Source organism: Halopseudomonas oceani (genome assembly GCF_002903165.1).
Classification (GTDB): domain Bacteria; phylum Pseudomonadota; class Gammaproteobacteria; order Pseudomonadales; family Pseudomonadaceae; genus Halopseudomonas; species Halopseudomonas oceani.
This window is the reverse complement of the sequence record NZ_PPSK01000012.1, coordinates 1-19,447: the sequence shown is the minus strand read 5'-3', so window position 1 is coordinate 19,447 and position 19,447 is coordinate 1. Positions and strand designations below refer to the sequence as shown.

Genomic DNA, 19,447 nt, shown 5'->3' with positions numbered 1-19,447 from the left:
TCGGGTAAGCTGGTTCTCTGCGGCTGTCCTGCCACTTTGCGGGCCCGCCGGTGAAAAGCGGGTCAGTGCTAAAGAAGCGTCTGTTCGGGCAGGTCTCACGCGCTGGACAAGCCGCGTGAGAAGGTCCGTTTGTGAGCGGTCATGGGGATGGCGTTGCATTACGTGAAAGCAGCTCTTTGGCCATCTCTATTGCCTGCTCATGTGACCTTGCAAGAATAAGCGGGTAGCCCCAGAACTTGGCAAATACGGTAGCAAAGGCCTTGAAACCAAGACGTTTTGCCGAGCTGGGTTCGACTAGAATCATGGCCAGAACCAGCCTTCGTAATTCAGCCTTGTGCTTTTTCATCCAGAGTGCGGTGCGCTTCTTGTCTTCCGGTGAGTGCTCGTGGTCTTCAGCGGGTGCGGTGTCGCTCAAGATGACGAAGGGCTCGCCGCGCCGCAAATTCGCCTCGAACTCTTCGAAGTCCTTCTGGTGATCATGTCCGGGTTCCTGCGTTAGATTCATCCAGACCAATGGGAAGTCAGAGCTGTTCATCGTCATGGTTGTTTCCTGTTTCTTTGATGTGACGCCAGGTGGCGGCAATGGCGAACACGCCCGGCAATGTAATGAAGAATACGGCCGAAAAGGCAACGTACCAGCCGTCACGCATTCCGTCGGAGATTCCCCCGAGGGTATTCAGGGCCACAAGCAGGCTGCCGAGAATGAGCGTCACCCAGTGAGACTTTTGGGTTCCGATCAGTGCGAGCAGCATAGTGACGATCCAGCACCCGTAGAACGCGGGGAAAACCCACAGTACTCCGGGTTCAAACGTAATCGCCGGTGTTGCGCCTTGTGCTCTCACATAATCGTTTATGTAAAAGAACAACTGGAAGGTGACAAACAGCACGGCACCTACGGCTGTCGTTAGCCAGAACAAGGCGACCTTGCTTGAGGTGTTCGTGGCCAGGTTTGGTGCTGGGGGCTGAAGGGGCATAAGCGCTTTCTCCATGGTTGATGGTTGTATGGCAGAGGTTTTCCCTGTGCTGAAATGTTCGCCTGAGAGCAAATCAATACCTGTAGTTCAGCGTCACCATCACATTGCGTGGAGCGCCGTAACCCACGGTGTCGTAATCGCCCTTCTGCAGTGCGTACTCCTTGTCGAAAACGTTGTTGACGTTGACCGCCACGTTGGTCTGATCGGTGATCGCGTAACGCCCCATTAGTGATGCTATGGCATAAGAATCCTGTTCTCCGCCCAAGGTGCTAGTGCCTGTATTGGCGGCCTTGTAGAAGCGGCTTTGCCATTGGACGCCTGCGCCCAGCGTCAACTTGCTCCACTGTCCGGGCAACTGATAGGTGTTGAAAAGCTGAGCGGTGGTGCGCGGTAGCTGCGTGTTCAGACGGGCGCCGTCGCCATCTTGTGCCGTGAAATGGGCGATACCGGCGTAGATGTTCCAGCCGCGCGCCAGCTCACCCTGAACATCAAGCTCAATGCCGCGCGATTTCGTCCCATCGGTGCCCTGGTAAGCCTGTGCACCGGCTGGTGTATAGGTTCCTGCAACCATCTGTGCTGCGTTGTCCAGTTCGGTCTCGAATAAGGCAACCGACGCATTCAGAAGCCCCTCCATATAGGCCCCTTTGAGGCCAATTTCCGTGGTCTTTCCTTTGCTCGGTGTGAGCACGTTACCGCTGCTGTCGCGATAGTCGGTTTGCGGATTGAATATCCCCGTGTAGCTCACGTAAGCCGAATAGGACTTGTCGATGTCGTAGATCAAGCCGGCATACGGGGTGAATTCACTACTCTTCTTGTAATGCAACGACGAGTTGCCGCTGACGTCGTCGATCTCATAGTTGCTGAAGCGGCCACCGACAATGAGTTTCAGAGGCTCAGCCAGCGAGAATCGGGCTGCGCTGTAGACACCGTTCTGCTTGATCCGGGTGCGGGTCGGTATTCGCGCCATGGCATCGAAATCAGGACGGGGAAAGGCGGGACTCAGATCATAGACATTGACCGGCACCAAGCCTGCGTAGAACGGGGCGATATCCGCCTGGCTGGCCTTGCGGCGCGAACTTGTCGCCCCCACCACCAGTTCGTGCTGTCGACCCAGTAGCTCGAAGGGGCCGCTGGCCATCACGTCGAAGGTGTTTTGGCGGCTATGGCCCTCAGACGCCAGGGCGACCGGGTAGGCCCCGTTGGGATAGGTGCCCAGTCCCGTAGCGCGATCGGGACGACCGACCAGACCGAGCAGTTCGGCATCGTATTCGGTACGGTACTGATTAGCCACGGCCCGAAGCGCCCAGCCATTGGCGAAGCGGTGCTCGATCTCGGCAAACGCTGTCTTGAGGGTGTTGTCCCAATAGCTCCAGTCCTGTGCATAGTTCTTGGAGCGTGAATACTCCGCCTGTGTACCGTCGCTGAACCAGAGCGGCAAACCGCCCCAGGTGGAGCCCTTCGGAGTGATGTCCTGGTACTCGTAGCCGAGGCTCACCGTTGTATCTGAGGTTAGGTCTGCTTCGATGATGCCGTAGAACGACTGCCTCTTGGGTTTGTAGCCGTCGAGATACGAGTGTCCGTCCTGGTACGTGCCCACCAACCGCGCACGGATGCGGCCGTCATCGGTCAATGGCGTCGAGATGTCGCCCATGCTCCGGTAGTTGTCCCAACTCCCAGCACCAAGCGAAGCCGCTGCCGAGAAGTCACGGGTCGGCCGCTTGCGCACCAGATTGATAGCGGCGGAGGGATTACCGGTACCCGTCAGCAGGCCAGAGCCGCCGCGTACTACTTCGACACGGTCATAGAACGCCGTATCGAGAGAGCCGATTCCGCTCCCGTTGACGATGTTGCCGACCACGGTGGGGATGCCGTCGTACTGAATGTTGTTGATCAGGAAACCACGGGAATAGAAACTCGTTCGCTCGCTGTCGGACTGGTAGGACTCGACACCCGTGGTGTTCTCCAGCACTTCCTGCACCGAATTCAACTGCTGATCATCCATACGCTGGCGGGTGATCACCGTTACCGCCTGCGGGGTTTCCCGCAGGGACAGCGGCAGATGCGTCGCAGCGGCCGTCTCGCCCGTGGTGTAGGAACCGGTATCTTCGGTGGTTGCTCTATCACTCTGGCCGGTTACGGCAATAGCCGGCAAGGCTATTTCTCCCTGAGCTGCCCCGGTCTTGGTTTGGATCTGCGTTGGCTCAGCGGCGTTTGCGCCCTGCGCGCCAATGAAAACTGCTGCCGCAATAGCTGAGCCGAGCAGGGTGCGGGGCACGCTCTTGGTGGTTGTTGGTTTTGGCATCAATAATACTCATTTGCATTTGAATGCCGTATTTAACAATGAAGGCAGAGAGGCGTGATGGCGAAATCAGGCCAGATTGTTATTCATTTAGGCCAATCGCAACGCTGTTCGCCGACGTGGCTGTAGTGAATAGGATGCTTGTAGAGTCTTGCTCAGCGGCTTTTTCTCAGCGTGAGCACACGCCGCCTAATGGTGGTTTGCTGCGCTTTGGCCAAGCGCTCCGTTAATGTTGGCAGTTGCAGGCTGCCGAGGCGGGCTTTGTTCCCGACGCGAAGTTGGCCTTTACCATCAACAGAGCTGTGCGACATGCCGGCGATATCGCCAGCCTAAGGAAAGATGATTAACGCCAGAGGGGGACTGCGTTTTCGAGCCAGCACTGCAAAGTGCGATCAGGGCGAGACGTTATCGGGGAGCATGATGCCAGGCACCGAAGCAAGCTCCGCGCCGCCCAAGCGATCCGAGAGATAGCGTGCCGGAGGCTTGCCCACCGCCTTGCGGAACATGGTGACGAACCCGCTGGCATTTTCGTATCCCAGTTCCAAAGCTACCGTTTGCACGCTTTCACCCTTGGTCAAACGTTGAAGCGCAAGAATCACATGCAGCTGCCGACGCCAGCGGCCGAAGCTCATGCCAATCTCATGCAGCAGAAGCCGGCTCATGCTTCGCTCGCTCATGCCAATGCGGATAGCCCAATCGGCCTTGGCGGTCTTGTCCGAGGGATCGGCCAGCATCATTTCTACGAGGTTGCGCAGTCGTGGGTCGCGCGGCATGGGCAGATGCAGGTCTTCCACCGGCGCTGCCGCCAACTCATCGAGCAACGTGGCAATCAGTCGGTCTTCCCGTCCGCCCGGTGCGTAAAGCTCAGGAAAGCCGGCCACCTTCACCAGCAACTCACGTAGCAGTGGCGATACCGAAATGGTGCAACAGGTTTTCGGAAGGTCCGGTGCGGCGTCTGGCTCGACGAACAGGCAATAGCATTCCGTTTCACCTGCCCCCCGCGCCGCATGCGGCAAGTCTCCCGGTATCCATATGGCGCATTGCGGCGGCACGATCCAGACGCCGTCTTCAATTTCGCAGTTGAGGATGCCGCGTAGGGAGTAGATCAACTGCGCCTTGCGGTGTTGGTGCTTTGCATTTTCCCAGTCATTTGCTACCGATGTGGCACTCAGGGCCACCACCGGTCGCGAGACGCTGTCGATGTCCCTTGGCACCGTCAGATCGGTGATTGCAATGCTCGACATGGTGTCTCGTAGCGCCTCGGACGAAAGATGGGATTTTGGCCTAAATGGAAAATAGTATGATCAACCTGTTCAATACCGTCTAGCCATACTGCCGTTGAGGTCGCTTGATCATGCTGGTCATTTCTGCACTCGACGCTAGGGGTTTTCTTTTGCACGCGCATAACGCCGTATCCAGCACGTTGAGTGGATCTTGCCCGCCAGGACTGCTGTCAGTTCGCCGCCTCAGCTCATGACTGCCTGCAGCCACGCGGCCAGTACCCCTGCGCCGACGGCGATGACCATCGGAATGGCCACCCTGAGCCCCAGGCTGCGGGTGCCGAATATCAGTGCCATCGCTGCCTTGATCAGGCTGTTACTGAGGGTCGCCAGCAGTATGGCGATGACCGCGGTTTCCTGATCCAATGAACCCAGAGACAAACGGGCGATGGCCAGGGTGATCGCGTCTACATCTACAAGGCCGGATACCACCGACAACATCAGTACCCCCTTGTCCCCCAGCCATTGCGTGAGCAGCTCGGCCAGCAGCAGAATCGCCGCCAGCAGCGCGCCAAATATCAGTGCCGAACTGAGATCCAACGGGTTCTTGTTGAGTGTGGGCTGCTCTGTGGTGAGTGTGTCTCTATGCTGATACCAGATCAGCAGGGCAGGGACATAAATAAACAGTACGGTGATCAGTACCGGTCCCAGCAGCACGGGCAGCAGTGCCTGATTCAGCAGTGTGCAATACACCAGAATGCGCGGGAACATGGTGCCACAGGCAATGAGAATACCCGCAGCCAGCTGTGGGCTCAGCTCATCGGCCGAACGCGACGCCTTGGCATAGTGCAATGTCAGTGCGGTGGACGAGCTGAGCCCGGCAAACAGGCTGGTGAATAGGATGCCTTTGGCAGTGCCCACAACACGGACGGCAAAGTAGCCTATGAACGAGATCATGGCGATCAGCACCACCATGATCCAGATGTTGTACGGATTCAGCGCTTCGCCAGGCCCGAAGCCTCTGTTGGGCAGCAGTGGCAACATAACCACGGTAATCAGCAGCAGTTTCAGGCCGGCATCCAGCTCTTTTTCCTGCAGACGGTTGAGCAGGCCGTGAATTTCCTCGCGATTGTCGAGAATGATGGCAGTGATGACAGCAGCGGCCGCCGCCAGTGCGGGCGAAACGGCAATCGTTACCGCGCCGTAACTGAAGGTCAGCAGCAGACAGATCAGGTTGGTGATGCTGAAGGTGTTTTGCTGACGCGCCTGATGACTGAACGCGACCAAGGTAATGGCAGTCAGTGACAGTATCGCTGCCGGCAGCACCCAGATGGTTATCTCCTCTGCCAGCAAGGCGCTGATGCCCCCAAACAGTCCCACCAGGGCAAAGGTCCGAACGCCGGCAATGCGCTCGCCCGCCTTTCTGTTCCGGGCCTGCCAGCCCCGCTGAATGCCTATCACGGCACCAAGCAGCAGGGCGATCCCCAAGTGCAGAGCCTGCTGATTACTCAGCAGAAAATCGTTCACGATTCCGTTCATCTCATCCCGTTGTCATGGCTAGCTGTCTAGCGACAGACTAATCCTTTCGGCAGCACGCAACTACCCGGTCGCTGCAGCTATTGCCCGGTTGTTGAGTGCGGCCGGCCCCGCTGAAAATGATTGGTGTCGAGGTACAACCGATACTGAAAAAGTAACAGGGGCGAAATGGGTTGCGCTGCATCGGACGCTGCGGGTATCGGCCCTCTGCGGGCCGATACCTTTGTCGTTTACTGTCCAGAGGCTGTCAGGCGCAGGGCGTTATCATCAATGTTGAGCAGGTAGCCGGTGTCATCCGGTGCACTCAACTGGCGTGATTCAGGCGGCTGACTCACATTGGCCGATTGGTAGTCTTCGCTCTGAACAAAGCCCTGCATGTTGGCGGGTACCGAGTTCGGGGCAACCAGTTGGTAGTTGCCTGCGTCAGCACCGGTCAGTGAGGCATCCACCAGAACGCGGTTCTCGCCCGGCTTGAGGCTGGCGAACACACCGCTGAGCTGCAGCGCAACGTCATCACCGCTGATGGTGCCGTTGAGCACGCCTTCGAGGGTCGCCGCGAGCGAGCCGTCGAACAGCTTGTCCAGGGCGTGGATGTCGGCAGTGATGGTCTTGCGGTCGATGTTGGCCGTGGTGCTGCTGTTGGTGGTGAGCACATAGTTGCCCGCATCATCGCCACCGAGTGAGCCGCTGACGGTCACCTGCTTGCCGGTGCCGACGTGCTTGTCAGCGAAGGCGCCGGTGGTGTTGAACTGCAGATCATCGCCGCTGATTACGCCGTCCAGGGTGCCGTGGGTGTTGGCGTAGGTGCTGCCGTCGTAGGTCTTGCCGTCGGCGCTGATGCTGCCGGTGATGGCCTTGCGTTCGATGGTCAGGGTGCCGTTGACAAAGGTCAGCTCGTAGTTGCCGTCGCTGCCGCTGGCGGTCAATACGTAGCTACCGGCATTGGTGCCTTTACCGCCGCTGGTGGTCACGCCAGTCAGTACGCTTTGGTCTTCGCCGTTAACCAAACCATCGACAGTAAAGCCGCTGACGCTCTGCTCGGTGCCGTTGTAAGTGGTGGTACCGCTGTTGGCAGTTACGGTGGCCTGGGCCTTGTTGATGGTGAGGGTGCCATCTACGAAGGTCAGCTCGTAGTTGCCGTCGGTGCCACTGGCGGTCAGCGTGTAGCTGCCAGCGTTGGTGCCCTTGCCGCCGCTGGTGGTCACGCTGCTGAGTACGCTTTGGTCTTCGCCGTTAACCAGGCCATCGACAGTAAAGCCGCTGACGCTTTGCTCTGTGCCGTTATAGGTGGTACTGCCGCTGTTGGCGGTGACGGTGGCCTGGGCCTTGCTGATGGTCAGGGTGCCGTTGGTGGTGATCAGGTCGTAGCCCTGTTGATCGGAGTACAGACCGCTAATATCTACGGCGTAGCTGCCTGCGTTGCGTCCACCGCCGCTGGCTTGGCCAAAGATGTGATCAGCATCGTACTCGCCGGCGGCGCTCCAGGCGCCGGACTGGTCAGTGCCGTTGTAGGTGGTGAAGCTGTCGCCGGTGACTTCAAGGGCGGTCAAAAAGTGACGCAACAACGGGGCGGTATGACCCTCGTAGATACGCCAGACCGTGCCCGCTCCGCCTTGCGTATCCATATCCCAGCCTGTGAAGCTGTCGGCTTGCAGCATTTGTGCATTGGTCAAGCCGGTGATACCAGCGCTACCTCCGGAGCTATAGCCTACTGCGCTGGTTTGGCCGCTTGTTTCGGTGTTCCAGTAGCTTTTGGTGGCTCTAGTTACGTCTAGAAGGTATCCAATCAGCCCGCCGACTCTTCCACTGCCCTCAACGCTGCCGGTGGCATAGGCGTTGCTTATGGTTCCGAAGTTGGATCCGGCCAGCCCGCCGACGTCGTTAAGGCCCGAGACGCTGCCGGTAGCATAGGCGTTGTTGATAGTGCCAATATTGTGTTCTCCGGCCAGCCCGCCGACTTTTTCCTCGCCTTCAACGCTGCCGGTGGCATAGGCGTTGCTTATGGTTCCGAAGTTGGATCCGACCAGCCCGCCGACGTAGTCACCGCCCGAGACACTGCCGGTGGCATAGGCGTTATTGATGTTTCCCGAGCTGCTGGTGGACCCGACTAGCCCGCCGACGGAGTAAATACCCTCAACGCTGCCGGTAGCATAGACGTTGCTGATGGTTTCGTGGTTGGATCCGATCAGCCCGCCGACGTAGCCATCACCGCCCTTAACGCTGCCGGTGGCATAGGCGTTGCTGATGGTTCCCGAGTTGTTATATCCGACTAGCCCGCCTACAAAGTTATCACTGCCCTCAACGCTGCCGGTGGCATAGACGTTGCTGAGGGTTCCCGATCTATGCTCTCCGACTAGCCCGCCGACGACTTTACGGCCCGAGACGCTGCCGGTGGCATAGGCGTTATTGATGGTTCCCGAGCTGCTGGCCCCGACTAGCCCGCCGACGAATTCACCACTGCCCTCAACGTCGCCGGTGGCATAGGCGTTGTTGATGGTTCCCTGGTTATATCCAACCAGCCCGCCGATGTAGTTATCACTGCCCTTAACGCTGCCGGTGGCGTAGGCGTTGATGATGGTTCCCGATTGGTTAAAGCCGACCAGCCCGCCGACTCTTCCAGTGCCCTCAATGCTGCCCGTTGCATAGGCGTTGCTGATGATGCCTGAGCTTACGCCGACCAGCCCGCCGACATGATTACGGCCGGAGACGTTACCCCCCACAAGCCCAATATCGCGGATCACGCTGCCGCTGGCGGTAGCGCCGAACAAGCCAACAAAATCCGTACCACTGCGGTTGATGGTGATGTTGCTGAGGGTGTGGCCCAGGCCGTTGAACGTGCCGGTGAATCGATCACTCCCACCCACTGGCTGCCAATTGCTGATACTGCCCAGGTCAATATTACTGCCCACAGCATAGTTGGCGTTCAAGTCGCTGTTCATGGCTTGCAGCGCCGCAGCATCGTTGACCACGGTGTAGCTGATCACACTGCCGGTCGAGCCTTTTTGGGTGCTGAAGTTGTTGCCGTTTTGCAGATTGATGGGGGCGTTGATGTGGTAGTCCGCCGCGCCGCCATCAGGAGTGGCTTGGCCGTATTGCAAGGCGACTTTGCCGTTTGCACCTTGGGCGGTGACGGCGGCATTGATGTTGATGTCATTATGAGCGCTCAGCGTCAGCGTGGTGTCGGCACTCCAGGTAACGGCGGCCTGGACGTTGATGTCGCCCGCTTCGCTACCGCTGGCGACTGTTTGCAGAGTGATGCTGTTGTTAGCCAGGTTGGCCGATAGCGTATCGGCGCCGATGCCGCTGTCTGTTCTGGTCGCATTGCCCGCGTTGACGGTGAAATCGGTCGGGTCGATCAGCCATTCGCCAGTGGTGCCGTTGTTGGCTTTGGTAGTGACCTGGGTGCCGCCAGCGATTTTGACGTGGGCGCCGGAGGTGTCGATAAAACCGCCGTCGCCGCTGTTTGGCGCTGAGGCGTCCAGTGTGCCGGCCACATTCACCGTGCCGCCGTTAAAGCCACCCTTGAGCACGATGGTGCCGCTCTGGTTGTCCAGGGTGTGTGCTTCAATTACCCCGGTGTTGTTGACTACGGTTTGCAGCAGGGCGTTGGTGGCGTTGGCGGTCATCACCACCTGGCCGCCGTTGGCGCGAACCAGTTGGTGGTTTTCCACCAGCGCATTCAGGGTGCCTTCATCCACGGTCACGTTGAGCAGGCCGTCACCGGCAAAGTCCAGGGTGATCTTGTCGCCAGCGGCCAGCGCTACTGTGCCCTGATTGGCCTGAATAATGCCGTGGTTGCTGACCTGCCCACCGAGCAGGGCGACCGCGCCCTGGTCGGCATTGAGGGTGCCGCGGTTGATGACGGCGGCGTTGTTACCATCACCCTGAAACTGATAGTCGCCGTTATTGAAGTCTTCATCACTGAGGCTGAGGGTCGAGGCCACCAGTGCACCGACGTTGACCGCCGCACCCTGCCCAAACAGCACGCCGTTGGGGTTGACCAGAAAGACCTTGCCGTTGGCGTTGAGGTTGCCGTAGATCGCCGAGGCGTCTTCGCCGATCACCCGGTTCAACGCCACCGAGTTGCTGCCCGGCTGGTAGAAGTTGACCGTATGGCCCGCGCCAATGTCGAAGCTGTCCCAGTTGGTGATCAGCTTGTCGCTGTTCTGCTGCACGTTCAGGCTGTTGCCAGCCTGGCTGATGCTGCCGGAACCGCCGACGATATTGCCGCCGGTGGGCAGGTCTGCAGCATGCAGGTTGGCTGCACTCAGGCTGATGGCGATGGCCAGGGCGGTGGGGGCGAAGTTGGGGTGTCTGGCTGTGCGGTTCATATACGGTCCCTTAATTACTCAGTACGCCGCTGCGAAGGGCAGCGGCGTTTCTATCAAGCCATCTCAGCGGCTGGCCATGGGCAGATGCAGGGCATCCTCGTCGACGTCGAGCTGATAGCCCGTGTCACCCGGTGCACTCAACTGGCGTGATTCAGGCGGCTGACTCACATTGGCCGATTGGTAGTCTTCGTTCTGCACAAAGCCCAGCAGGCTGGCCGTTACCGAATCCGGGGCGACCAGTTGGTAGTTGCCTGCGTCAGCACCGGTCAGTGAGGCATCGATCAGCACGCGGTTCTCGCCCGGCTTGAGGCTGGCGAACAAACCGCTGAGCTGCAGCGCAACGTCGTCACCGCTGATGGTGCCGTTCAACACACCTTCGAGGGTTGCCGCGAGCGAGCCGTCGAACAGCTTGTCTAGGGCGCGGATGTCGGCGGTGATGGTCTTGCGGTCGATGGTCAGGGCACCGTCGACAAAGGTCAGCTCGTAGTTGCCGTCGCTGCCGCTGGCGGTCAATACGTAGGTGCCAGCGTTGGTGCCCGTGCCGCCGCTGGTGGTGACGCCGGTGAGCACACTGGCATCCTCGCCGTTAACCAACCCATCGACGGTAAAGCCGCTGACGCTCTGCTCGGTGCCGTTGTAGGTAGTGGTGCCGCTGTTGGCCGTCACGGTGGCCTGGGCCTTGTTGATGGTCAGTGCACCGTCGACAAAGCTCAGCTCGTAGTTACCGTCGCTGCCACTGGCGGTCAGTACGTAGCTGCCGGCGTTAGTGCCCTTGCCGCCGCTGGTGGTCACGCCAGTCAGTACGCTTTGATCTTCGCCGTTAACCAGCCCGTCGACAGTAAAGCCGCTAACACTCTGCTCGGTACCGTTGTAGGTGGTGGTACCGCTGTTGGCGGTGACGGTGGCCTGGGCCTTGTTGATGGTCAGGGTGCCGTTGACGAAGCTAAGCTCGTAGTTGCCGTCGGTGCCGCTGGCGGTCAATACGTAGGTGCCGGCGTTGCGTCCGCCACCGCTGACGATGACGTCAGACAGCACGCTTTGGTCTTCGCCGTTAACCAGCCCGTTGACAGTAAAGCCAGTGCCGTTTTGCTCGGTGCCGCTATAGGTAGTGGTGCTGCTGTTGGCCGTCACGGTGGCCTGGGCCTTGTTGATGGTCAGTGCACCGTCGACAAAGCTCAGCTCGTAGTTACCGTCGCTGCCACTGGCGGTCAGTACGTAGCTGCCGGCGTTAGTGCCCTTGCCGCCGCTGGTGGTGACGCCGGTAAGCACACTGGCATCCTCGCCGTTGACCAGCCCGTCGACGGTAAAGCCGCTGACGCTTTGCTCGGTGCCGTTGTAGGTGGTGGTGCCGCTGTTGGCAGTGACGGTGGCCTGGGCCTTGTTGATGGTCAGGGTGCCGTTGACAAAGCTCAGCTCGTAGTTGTCGGCGCTGCCGCCGCCGACCGTAAGCACATAGCTACCGGCGTTGGTGCCCTTGCCACCGCTGGTGGTCACGCCGGTGACCACGCTTTCATCTTCACCGTTGACCAGGCCGTTAACAGTAAAGCCACTGACGCTCTGCTCGGTACCGTTGTAGGTGGTGGTACCGCTGTTGGCGGTGACGGTGGCCTGGGCCTTGTTGATGGTCAGGGTGCCGTCGACAAAGCTCAGCTCGTAGTTATCGGCGCTGCCGCCGCTGACCGTAAGCACATAGCTACCGGCGTTGGTGCCCTTGCCACCGCTGGTGGTGACGCCGGCGACCACGCTTTCATCTTCACCGTTGACGAGGCCGTCAACAGTAAAGCCACTGACGCTTTGCTCGGTGCCGTTATAGGTGGTGGTGCCGCTGTTAGCGGTGACAATGGCTTTGGCCTTGTTGATGGTGAGGGCGCCGTTGACAAAGCTCAGCTCGTAGTTATCGGCGCTGCCGCCGCTGACCGTAAGCACATAACTACCGGCGTTGGTGCCCTTGCCGCCGCTGGTGGTGACGCCGGTGACCACGCTTTCATCTTCACCGTTAACCAGCCCATCAACAGTAAAGCCACTGATGCTCTGCTCGGTGCCGTTATAGGTGGTGGTACCGCTGTTGGCGGTGACGGTGGCCTTAGCCTTGTTGATGGTCAGAGTGCCATTGCTGACAACCAGGTCATAGCCCTGCTGGCTGGAGTAAAGCCCCCCTAGATCCAGCTCATAGCTACCGACATTTTTCTTGCCAACGATCTCATTGCCCAGAAGCAAATTGGCGTCGTACTCGGCGCTGGCCGTCCACTGTCCTGTCTGCACCAACCCGTTGTAGGTGACCGTGGTATTGCCGCCGTCAATGGTAAGCGGCGTCAGGAAGCTGCGCAGCAGTGGGGTAGTGGAGCCATCGTAGATGCGCCAGACGCTGCCGGTCCCGCCATCGGCGTCGATCGCTGAGCCCCAGGCGGTGCTGAAGCTGTCGAGATCCATCATTTGGGCAGTCGTCAGACTGGTCGTGCCGTCACTGGAGCCCAATCCGACGGCAGCCAATAGCGGGTTTTTGTCTTGATTGAAAAAGGATACGGTGATGGCCGCATCACTCTTGCCCACCAGAGCACCGACGTCGCTGGTGTTGGCCTGGACGGTGCCGGTGGCGTAGGCCGACTCGATAGTGAGGTAACTGTTGCCTTGGCGAGCACTGTGTTGACCGACCAGGCCGCCAACATAATTTCTGCCAATTACGTTGCCCGTTGCGTAGGCGTTACTAACTTTCAATGAGTTCCAGCCGATCAGACCGCCAACCGAGTCGCCTGAACCAATGACATCACCGGTGGCGTAGGAGTTGGCGAGGTCGTAATCGCCGGGACTGCCCCCAGCGAAACTGCCGAGTAGGCCGCCTACTTCGCTCCATCCTGTAACTTTGCCGGAGGCATAGTTTCCGTAGTACTTGCTGATTGCATTACCAACCAGACCGCCGACCATGTCATGGCCTGTCACGTCACCCAAGGCGAAGGAGTTGGCAACTACGCCTCCACTCGTTCTTCCTGCAAGCCCCCCTACTTGGCTGCCAGTGGCGCTGACGGTGACGTCGGTCCATGAGTTGAGGATGTTGGGCGCATATGCTGTGCTGCCAATCAGACCTCCCACTCTATCGCCACGGCCCGTGACCGTGCCGGTCGCATAGGTCTGGGAAATGTTGGCGGCGTTGTACCCAGCAAGAGCGCCAACATAAGATCCACCGACAATGTTTACATTCTCCAGCCCAACGTTACTGATGCTCGATCCTGGGTCTGCTCTGCCGAATAACCCCACGTTGGTCCAGGTTGGCCGAAAAATATACAGGTCGCGAATGACGTGACCCTGGCCAGAAAAGTTTCCGGTGAAGTAGTTGTAATTATCACTAATCGGGACAAAACCGGCCCCGCCAGCCCAGTTAATAGTTCCGCTGGCATCAATGTCATTGGCCAGGACAAAACTCTTGGTGAGTAGGTTGTGAGTCGCGATGCCCTGCACACCATAAATATCGGTCAACTGATAAGGATCGGTAGTCGCGCCACTTCCACCTAAAGCGCGAATAAAGGTGGAGTTTGCTGTTGAAATGTAAAAGATGCCGGTATCAAAATCAGGTAGTTCGGGCCCGAGCTGCTTCCAAGTGCCGCGCAAGAGAGCGAAGCTGGCGGTATCAATCGCGCCGTCGGCGGTGACCTCACTGGTTGCATTCAAGCGCAGATGGCCGTTAACGGCAGTAATTGCTTTATTGATATGCAGATTGCGATGGGCTCTCAGCTCGAGAATGGTTGCTGCATCCCAGCTGAGCTCACCGTTGACGTACATATCGCCGGGCTCGGTGCCGTCGTCGACGGTGGCCAGGGTAACGTTGTTGTTTTCCAGATTGGCGCTTAGGGTCGCAGCGCCGATGCCGCTGGCGGTTTGCGGGTCGTTGCTGTCGGTAATGTAAAAATCAGTCGGGTCGATCAGCCATTCGCCAGTGGTGCCATTGTTGGCTTTGGTGGTGACCTGGGTGCCGCCAGCGATTTTGACGTGAGCGCCGGAAGTGTCGATAAAACCGCCGTCGCCGCTGTTTGGCGCTGAGGCGTCTAGCGTGCCGGCCACATTGACCGTGCCGCCGTTAAAGCCACCCTTGAGCACGATGGTGCCGCTCTGGTTGTCCAGGGTGTGTGCTTCAATTACCCCGGTGTTGTTGACTACGGTTTGCAGCAGGGCGTTGGTCGCGTTGGCAGTCATCACCACCTGGCCGCCGTTGGCGCGAACCAGTTGGTGGTTCTCCGCCAGTGCATTCAGGGTGCCTTCATCCACGGTCACGTTGAGCAGGCCGTCACCGGCAAAGTCCAGGGTGATCTTGTCGCCGGCCGCTAGTGCCACCGTGCCCTGATTGGCCTGAATAATGCCGTGGTTGCTGACCTGCCCACCGAGCAGGGCGACCGCGCCCTGGTCGGCATTTAGGGTGCCGCGGTTGATGACGGCGGCGTTGTTACCATCACCCTGAAACTGATAGTCGCCGTCGTTAAAGTCTTCATCACTGAGGCTGAGGGTCGAGGCCACCAGCGACCCCACGTTGACCGCTGCCCCCTGACCAAACAACACGCCGTTGGGGTTGACCAGAAACACCTTGCCGTTGGCATTGAGGTTGCCGTAGATCGCCGAGGCGTCTTCACCGATCACCCGGTTCAACGCCACCGAGTCGCTGCCCGGCTGGTGGAAATTGACGGTGTTGCCCGCACCAATGTCGAAGCTGTCCCAGTTGGTGATCAGCTTGTCGCTGTTCTGTTGCACGTTCAGGCTGTTGCCATCCTGACTGATGCTGCCGGAGCCACCGACGATATTGCCGCCGGTGGGCAGGTCGGCGGCGTGCAGGCTGACCGAGATCAGGCTGATGGCGACCGCGAGGGCGGTGGGGGCGACGTTGGGGTGTCTGGCTGTGCGGTTCATATACGGTCCCTTAATTACTCAGTACGCCGCTGCGAAGGGCAGCGGCGTTTCAATCAAGCCATCTCAGCGGCTGGCCATGGGCAGATGCAGGGCATCGTCGTCGACGTCGAGCTGATAGCCCGCGTCGCCCGGTGCACTCAACCGGCGTGATTCAGGCGGCTGACTCACATTGGCCGATTGGTAGTCTTCGTTCTGCACAACGCCCAGCAGGCTGGCCGTTACCGAATCCGGGGCGACCAGTTGGTAGTTGCCCGCGTCAGCACCGGTCAGTGAGGCATCGACCAGCACACGGTTCTCGCCCGGCGTGAGGCTGGCGAACAAACCGCTGAGCTGCAGCGCAACGTCGTCACCGCTGATGGTGCCGTTGAGCACGCCTTCGAGGGTTGCCGCGAGCGAGCCGTCAAACAGCTTGTCCAGGGCGCGGATGTCGGCGGTGATGGTTTTGCGGTCGATGTTGGCGGTGGTGCTGCTGTTGGTGGTGAGCACATAGTTGCCCGCATCACCGCCACCGAGTGAGCCGCTGACGGTGACCTGCTTGCCGGTGCCGACGTGCTTGTCAGCGAAGGCGCCAGAGGTGTTGAACTGCAGATCATCGCCGCTGATTACGCCGTCCAGGGTGCCGTGGGTGTTGGCGTAGGTGCTGCCATCGTAGGTTTTGCCATCGGCAGTGATGTTGCCGGTGATGGCCTTGCGTTCGATGGTCAGGGTGCCGTTGACAAAGCTCAGCTCGTAGTTGCCGTCGGTGCCGCTGGCGGTGAGTGTGTAGCTGCCGGCGTTAGTGCCTTTACCGCCGCTGGTGGTGACGCCGGTGAGCACACTGACATCCTCGCCGTTAACCAGCCCCTCTACGGTAAAGCCATCAACGCTCTGTTCTGTGCCGTTGTAGGTAGTGGTGCCGCTGTTGGCGGTGACGGTGGCCTGGGCCTTGTTGATGGTGAGGGTGCCGTCGACAAAGCTCAGCTCGTAGTTGCCGTCGGTGCCGCTGGCGGTCAGTGTGTAGCTGCCGGCGTTAGTGCCTTTACCGCCGCTGGTGGTGACACCGCTGAGCACGCTGGCATCTTCGCCGTTAACCAGGCCGTCGACAGTAAAGCCATCAACGCTTTGTTCGGTACCGTTGTAGGTGGTGGTGCCGCTGTTGGCGGTGACGGTGGCTTTGGCCTTGTTGATGGTCAGTGCGCCGTTGACAAAGCTCAGCTCGTAGTTGCCGTCGGTGCCGCTGGCGGTGAGTGTGTAGCTGCCGGCGTTAGTGCCTTTACCGCCGCTGGTGGTGACGCCGGTGAGCACACTGACATCCTCGCCGTTAACCAGCCCCTCTACGGTAAAGCCATCAACACTCTGCTCGGTACCGTTGTAGGTGGTGGTACCGCTGTGAGCGGTGACGGTAGCTTTGGCCTTGTTGATGGTCAGTGCACCATCGACAAAGTTCAGCTCGTAGTTGCCGTCGGTGCCGCTGGCGGTCAGGGTGTAGCTACCCGCATTGGTGCCCTTACCGCCGCTGGTGGTGACACCGCTGAGCACACTAGCATCCTCGCCGTTAACCAGCCCATCAACAGTAAAGCCGCTAACACTCTGCTCAGTGCCATTATAGGTAGTTGTACCGCTGTTGGCGGTGACGGTGGCTTGGGCCTTGTTGATGGTCAGGGTGCCGCCATCTGTGATGATCAGGTCGTAGCCTTGCTGATCGGAGTACAAACCGTTCATGTCGAGCGCATAGGTGCCGGAGTTGCGTCCGCCGCCTACCTGGCCAAAGATACGGTCAGAATCGTACTCGCCGGCGGCGCTCCAGGTGCCGGACTGGTTAGTGCCGTTGTAGGTCGTTGTTATGGTGTCGCCGGTGACTTCAAGGGCGGTCAAAAAGTGACGCAGTAGCGGGGCGGTATAACCTTCGTAGATACGCCAGACCGTACCCGTGCCGCCTTGGGCATCAATATCCCAGCCAGTGAAGCTGTCGGCTTGCAGCATTTGTGCGGTGGTGAGGCCAGTGGCGCCTGTGCTGCTGCCGAAACCCACCCCGTTGGCCTGGCCGCTGCTGTCGACATTCCAGTAGCTGTCGGTGACGCCGTTGCCAATCTGATAGCCAACGAAGCCGCCGACACTATCGCCGGTGACCCGTCCGCTGGCGTAGCTCTGGTTGATAACACCGAAATTCGCGCCCACCAGCCCGCCAACTGATACCTCAACGCCGCTGACATCGCCGGTGGCATAGCTTTGCGTAATGTCCCCATAGGAGGCGCCGACTAGCCCGCCCACACCCGCCTCGCCAGAGACGTCGGCTGTCGCATAGCTCTGTTCAATTGAGCCTTCGGATTGACCGACCAAGCCACCCACCGCGATGTTGCCGGTGATGGTTCCCGCCACCGAGCTGTGAATGATCCGGCCCCTGGTGCCCCCCTGACTCTGATCGAAAAGTTCCCCCACAAGACCGCCGACATTTTCTCGCCCCGTGATCGATGCATTGTGCAGGTGGGTATTGCGGATCTGACCTCCGGTCATCACCGCAAACAGACCGACGTCATTTTTTTCAGGACGATTGATGGTGAGGCCATCGATGATATGACCCAGACCATCGAAATGGCCGGTATAAGGCGGGGCAATTGGATCAAATCCCGCGCCGCCATTCCAGCTAACGGTAGCGGTGGCGTCGATATGATTGCCAAGAAGGTAGTTGGCCGTGACGTCGTCGCGCATGGCCTGTAGCTGCTCGACGTTCTGGATCACGGTATAGAGCGCCGGGCGGTTGATGGCGTCGATGGTGCCGGTGGGCAGGTCGTTTTTGTTGAACACCCGGTTGCCGACCAGCGCGCGCAGGTAGGGGGTGGTTTGATCGTCTGCGTTGGCCCAGGTGCCGGCAAAGTCGAAGCCGCTGAAGTTGGCGGCGTCGAACATCTGCGCGGTGGTGAGGCCGGTGATGCCGGTGGAGCTTCCTGCACCCACTGGGCTGGCCTGGCCGCTGGCCTCGGTGTTCCAGTAGCTGTTGGTGATGATGGTGCCACTCTCCCGGGTGCCGATGAGTGCACCGGCGTATTGGAAGCCGCTGACTCGCCCAGTGACATAACTTTGGTTGATCGTACCGAAATTCATGCCAACCAGCCCACCAGTGGCATAGGCGCCGCTAACTGAACCGGTGGCATAGCTCTGATTGATCGTGCCTGTGCTGTCATTCCTCCCAACCAGGCCGCCGATGTACGTAGCACCGCTTACGTTGCCACCGGCATGGCTGGCGGTGATGGTGCCATTCATCACACCGACGAGGCCGCCAACGTCTCGCGACCCGGCTGCCACAGTGGCGGTGGAGTAGCTATCGCTGATTTGTCCAGTCATGCTGCCAACCAGGCCGCCTGTTCTTTCGACATAGCCAACCACGCTACCGCCGCTGTGGCTATGTTCGATGGTGCCGTTGAAGGCTCCAGCCAGCGCGCCAACATCAAAAGCCCCCTCCAGGTCGCCCATCACCGAGCTGTGGCTGATGCGGCTGTTATTAGTCCCGCTACCAACTAGCCCGCCAACTACGGTTTGTCCGGTGATGGTGGCGTTAGTTAGCCCGATATTGCTGATCTGGCTAGCGGAGATCACCCCAAACAGGCCCACGTTATCGGTATTGGGGCGGTTGATGGTCAGGCCATTGATAATGTGACCCTGGCCATCAAAGCTGCCGGTGTAGTGATTGGTATCGTCCCCAATAGGCAAAAAACCCGCCCCGCCATTCCAGTTGGCGGTGCCGCTGGCGTCGATATCGTTGCTCAGCGCGAAGTGGCTGCTTAACAGGTTGCGCGAGGCGATGCCCTGCAGGCCGTAGAGATCAACAATCTGGTAGGCGTTGCCGTCGCTGCCGTCACCGCCGTTGGCGCGCAGGAAGCTGGCATTGGTGGTGTTGAGCTGGAAGTCCCGGGCAGAAAAGTCTGCCAGCGTAGCGCCCAACTGGCTCCAGGCGCCGCTTTGCAGATTAAAGGTGCCGACGTTCACCGCGCCGTCTGCGCTGATCGCGCCGCCGGCATTCAGGGTCAGGCCGCCGTTGGTCGCGGTGATGGCTTCATTGATGTGAATGTCGTTGTGGGCGTTTAGGCTGAGGGTGTGGTCGGCGCTCCAGCTCACTGCACCGTTGACGTACATATCGCCGGGCTCGGTGCCGTCGTCGACGGTGGCCAGAGTAACGTTGTTGTTTTCCAGATTGGCGCTCAGGGTCGCAGCGCCGATGCC

General features: G+C 59.5%; 8 protein-coding genes. All 8 read right to left on the bottom strand.

Going from position 1 to position 19,447, the window contains the following annotated elements:
* Nucleotides 1-139: 139 nt before the first annotated feature.
* Nucleotides 140-541: a hypothetical protein gene (locus C1949_RS12730; RefSeq protein WP_104738856.1), complete on the bottom strand. Its 402-nt coding sequence runs from the start codon at nt 539-541 to the stop codon at nt 140-142.
* Entirely contained in the window at nt 522-974 is a 453-nt protein-coding gene (locus tag C1949_RS12725) for a hypothetical protein (protein WP_104738855.1), read from the bottom strand. Before C1949_RS12725 ends, C1949_RS12730 begins: the two co-directional genes overlap by 20 nt.
* A 73-nt stretch (nt 975-1,047) precedes the next feature.
* Nucleotides 1,048-3,276 (bottom strand): TonB-dependent siderophore receptor, encoded by a 2,229-nt coding sequence (locus C1949_RS12720; RefSeq protein ID WP_104738854.1) that lies wholly within the window; start codon nt 3,274-3,276, stop codon nt 1,048-1,050.
* Between the two features lie 389 nt (nt 3,277-3,665).
* Nucleotides 3,666-4,517, bottom strand: a complete 852-nt coding sequence (locus C1949_RS12715) for an AraC family transcriptional regulator (protein WP_104738853.1) — start codon at nt 4,515-4,517, stop codon at nt 3,666-3,668.
* A gap of 222 nt (nt 4,518-4,739) precedes the next feature.
* Complete coding sequence (locus C1949_RS12710) at nt 4,740-6,020, bottom strand: MgtC/SapB family protein (protein WP_211287142.1); 1,281 nt, start codon at nt 6,018-6,020, stop codon at nt 4,740-4,742.
* Nucleotides 6,021-6,259: 239 nt separating this feature from the next.
* A complete protein-coding gene (locus C1949_RS12705; RefSeq protein WP_104738851.1) occupies nt 6,260-10,360 on the bottom strand; it encodes a beta strand repeat-containing protein in 4,101 nt (1,366 codons plus the stop codon).
* 63 nt (nt 10,361-10,423) lie between these two features.
* Complete coding sequence (locus tag C1949_RS12700) at nt 10,424-15,250, bottom strand: MBG domain-containing protein (RefSeq protein ID WP_104738850.1); 4,827 nt, start codon at nt 15,248-15,250, stop codon at nt 10,424-10,426.
* Nucleotides 15,251-15,313: 63 nt separating this feature from the next.
* Nucleotides 15,314-19,447: beta strand repeat-containing protein (locus C1949_RS12695; protein WP_244908258.1), on the bottom strand; the 4,134-nt coding region annotated here is incomplete at its 5' end.

Excerpts from the sequence above, each read along its gene's own strand:
- C1949_RS12705 (WP_104738851.1), bottom strand. The coding sequence starts at position 10,360 with ATGAACCGCACAGCCAGACACCCCAACTTCGCCCCCACCGCCCTGGCC.
- C1949_RS12720 (WP_104738854.1), bottom strand. The coding sequence starts at position 3,276 with ATGCCAAAACCAACAACCACCAAGAGCGTGCCCCGCACCCTGCTCGGC.
- C1949_RS12725 (WP_104738855.1), bottom strand. The coding sequence starts at position 974 with ATGCCCCTTCAGCCCCCAGCACCAAACCTGGCCACGAACACCTCAAGC.
- C1949_RS12715 (WP_104738853.1), bottom strand. The coding sequence starts at position 4,517 with ATGTCGAGCATTGCAATCACCGATCTGACGGTGCCAAGGGACATCGAC.
- C1949_RS12700 (WP_104738850.1), bottom strand. The coding sequence starts at position 15,250 with ATGAACCGCACAGCCAGACACCCCAACGTCGCCCCCACCGCCCTCGCG.
- C1949_RS12730 (WP_104738856.1), bottom strand. The coding sequence starts at position 541 with ATGACGATGAACAGCTCTGACTTCCCATTGGTCTGGATGAATCTAACG.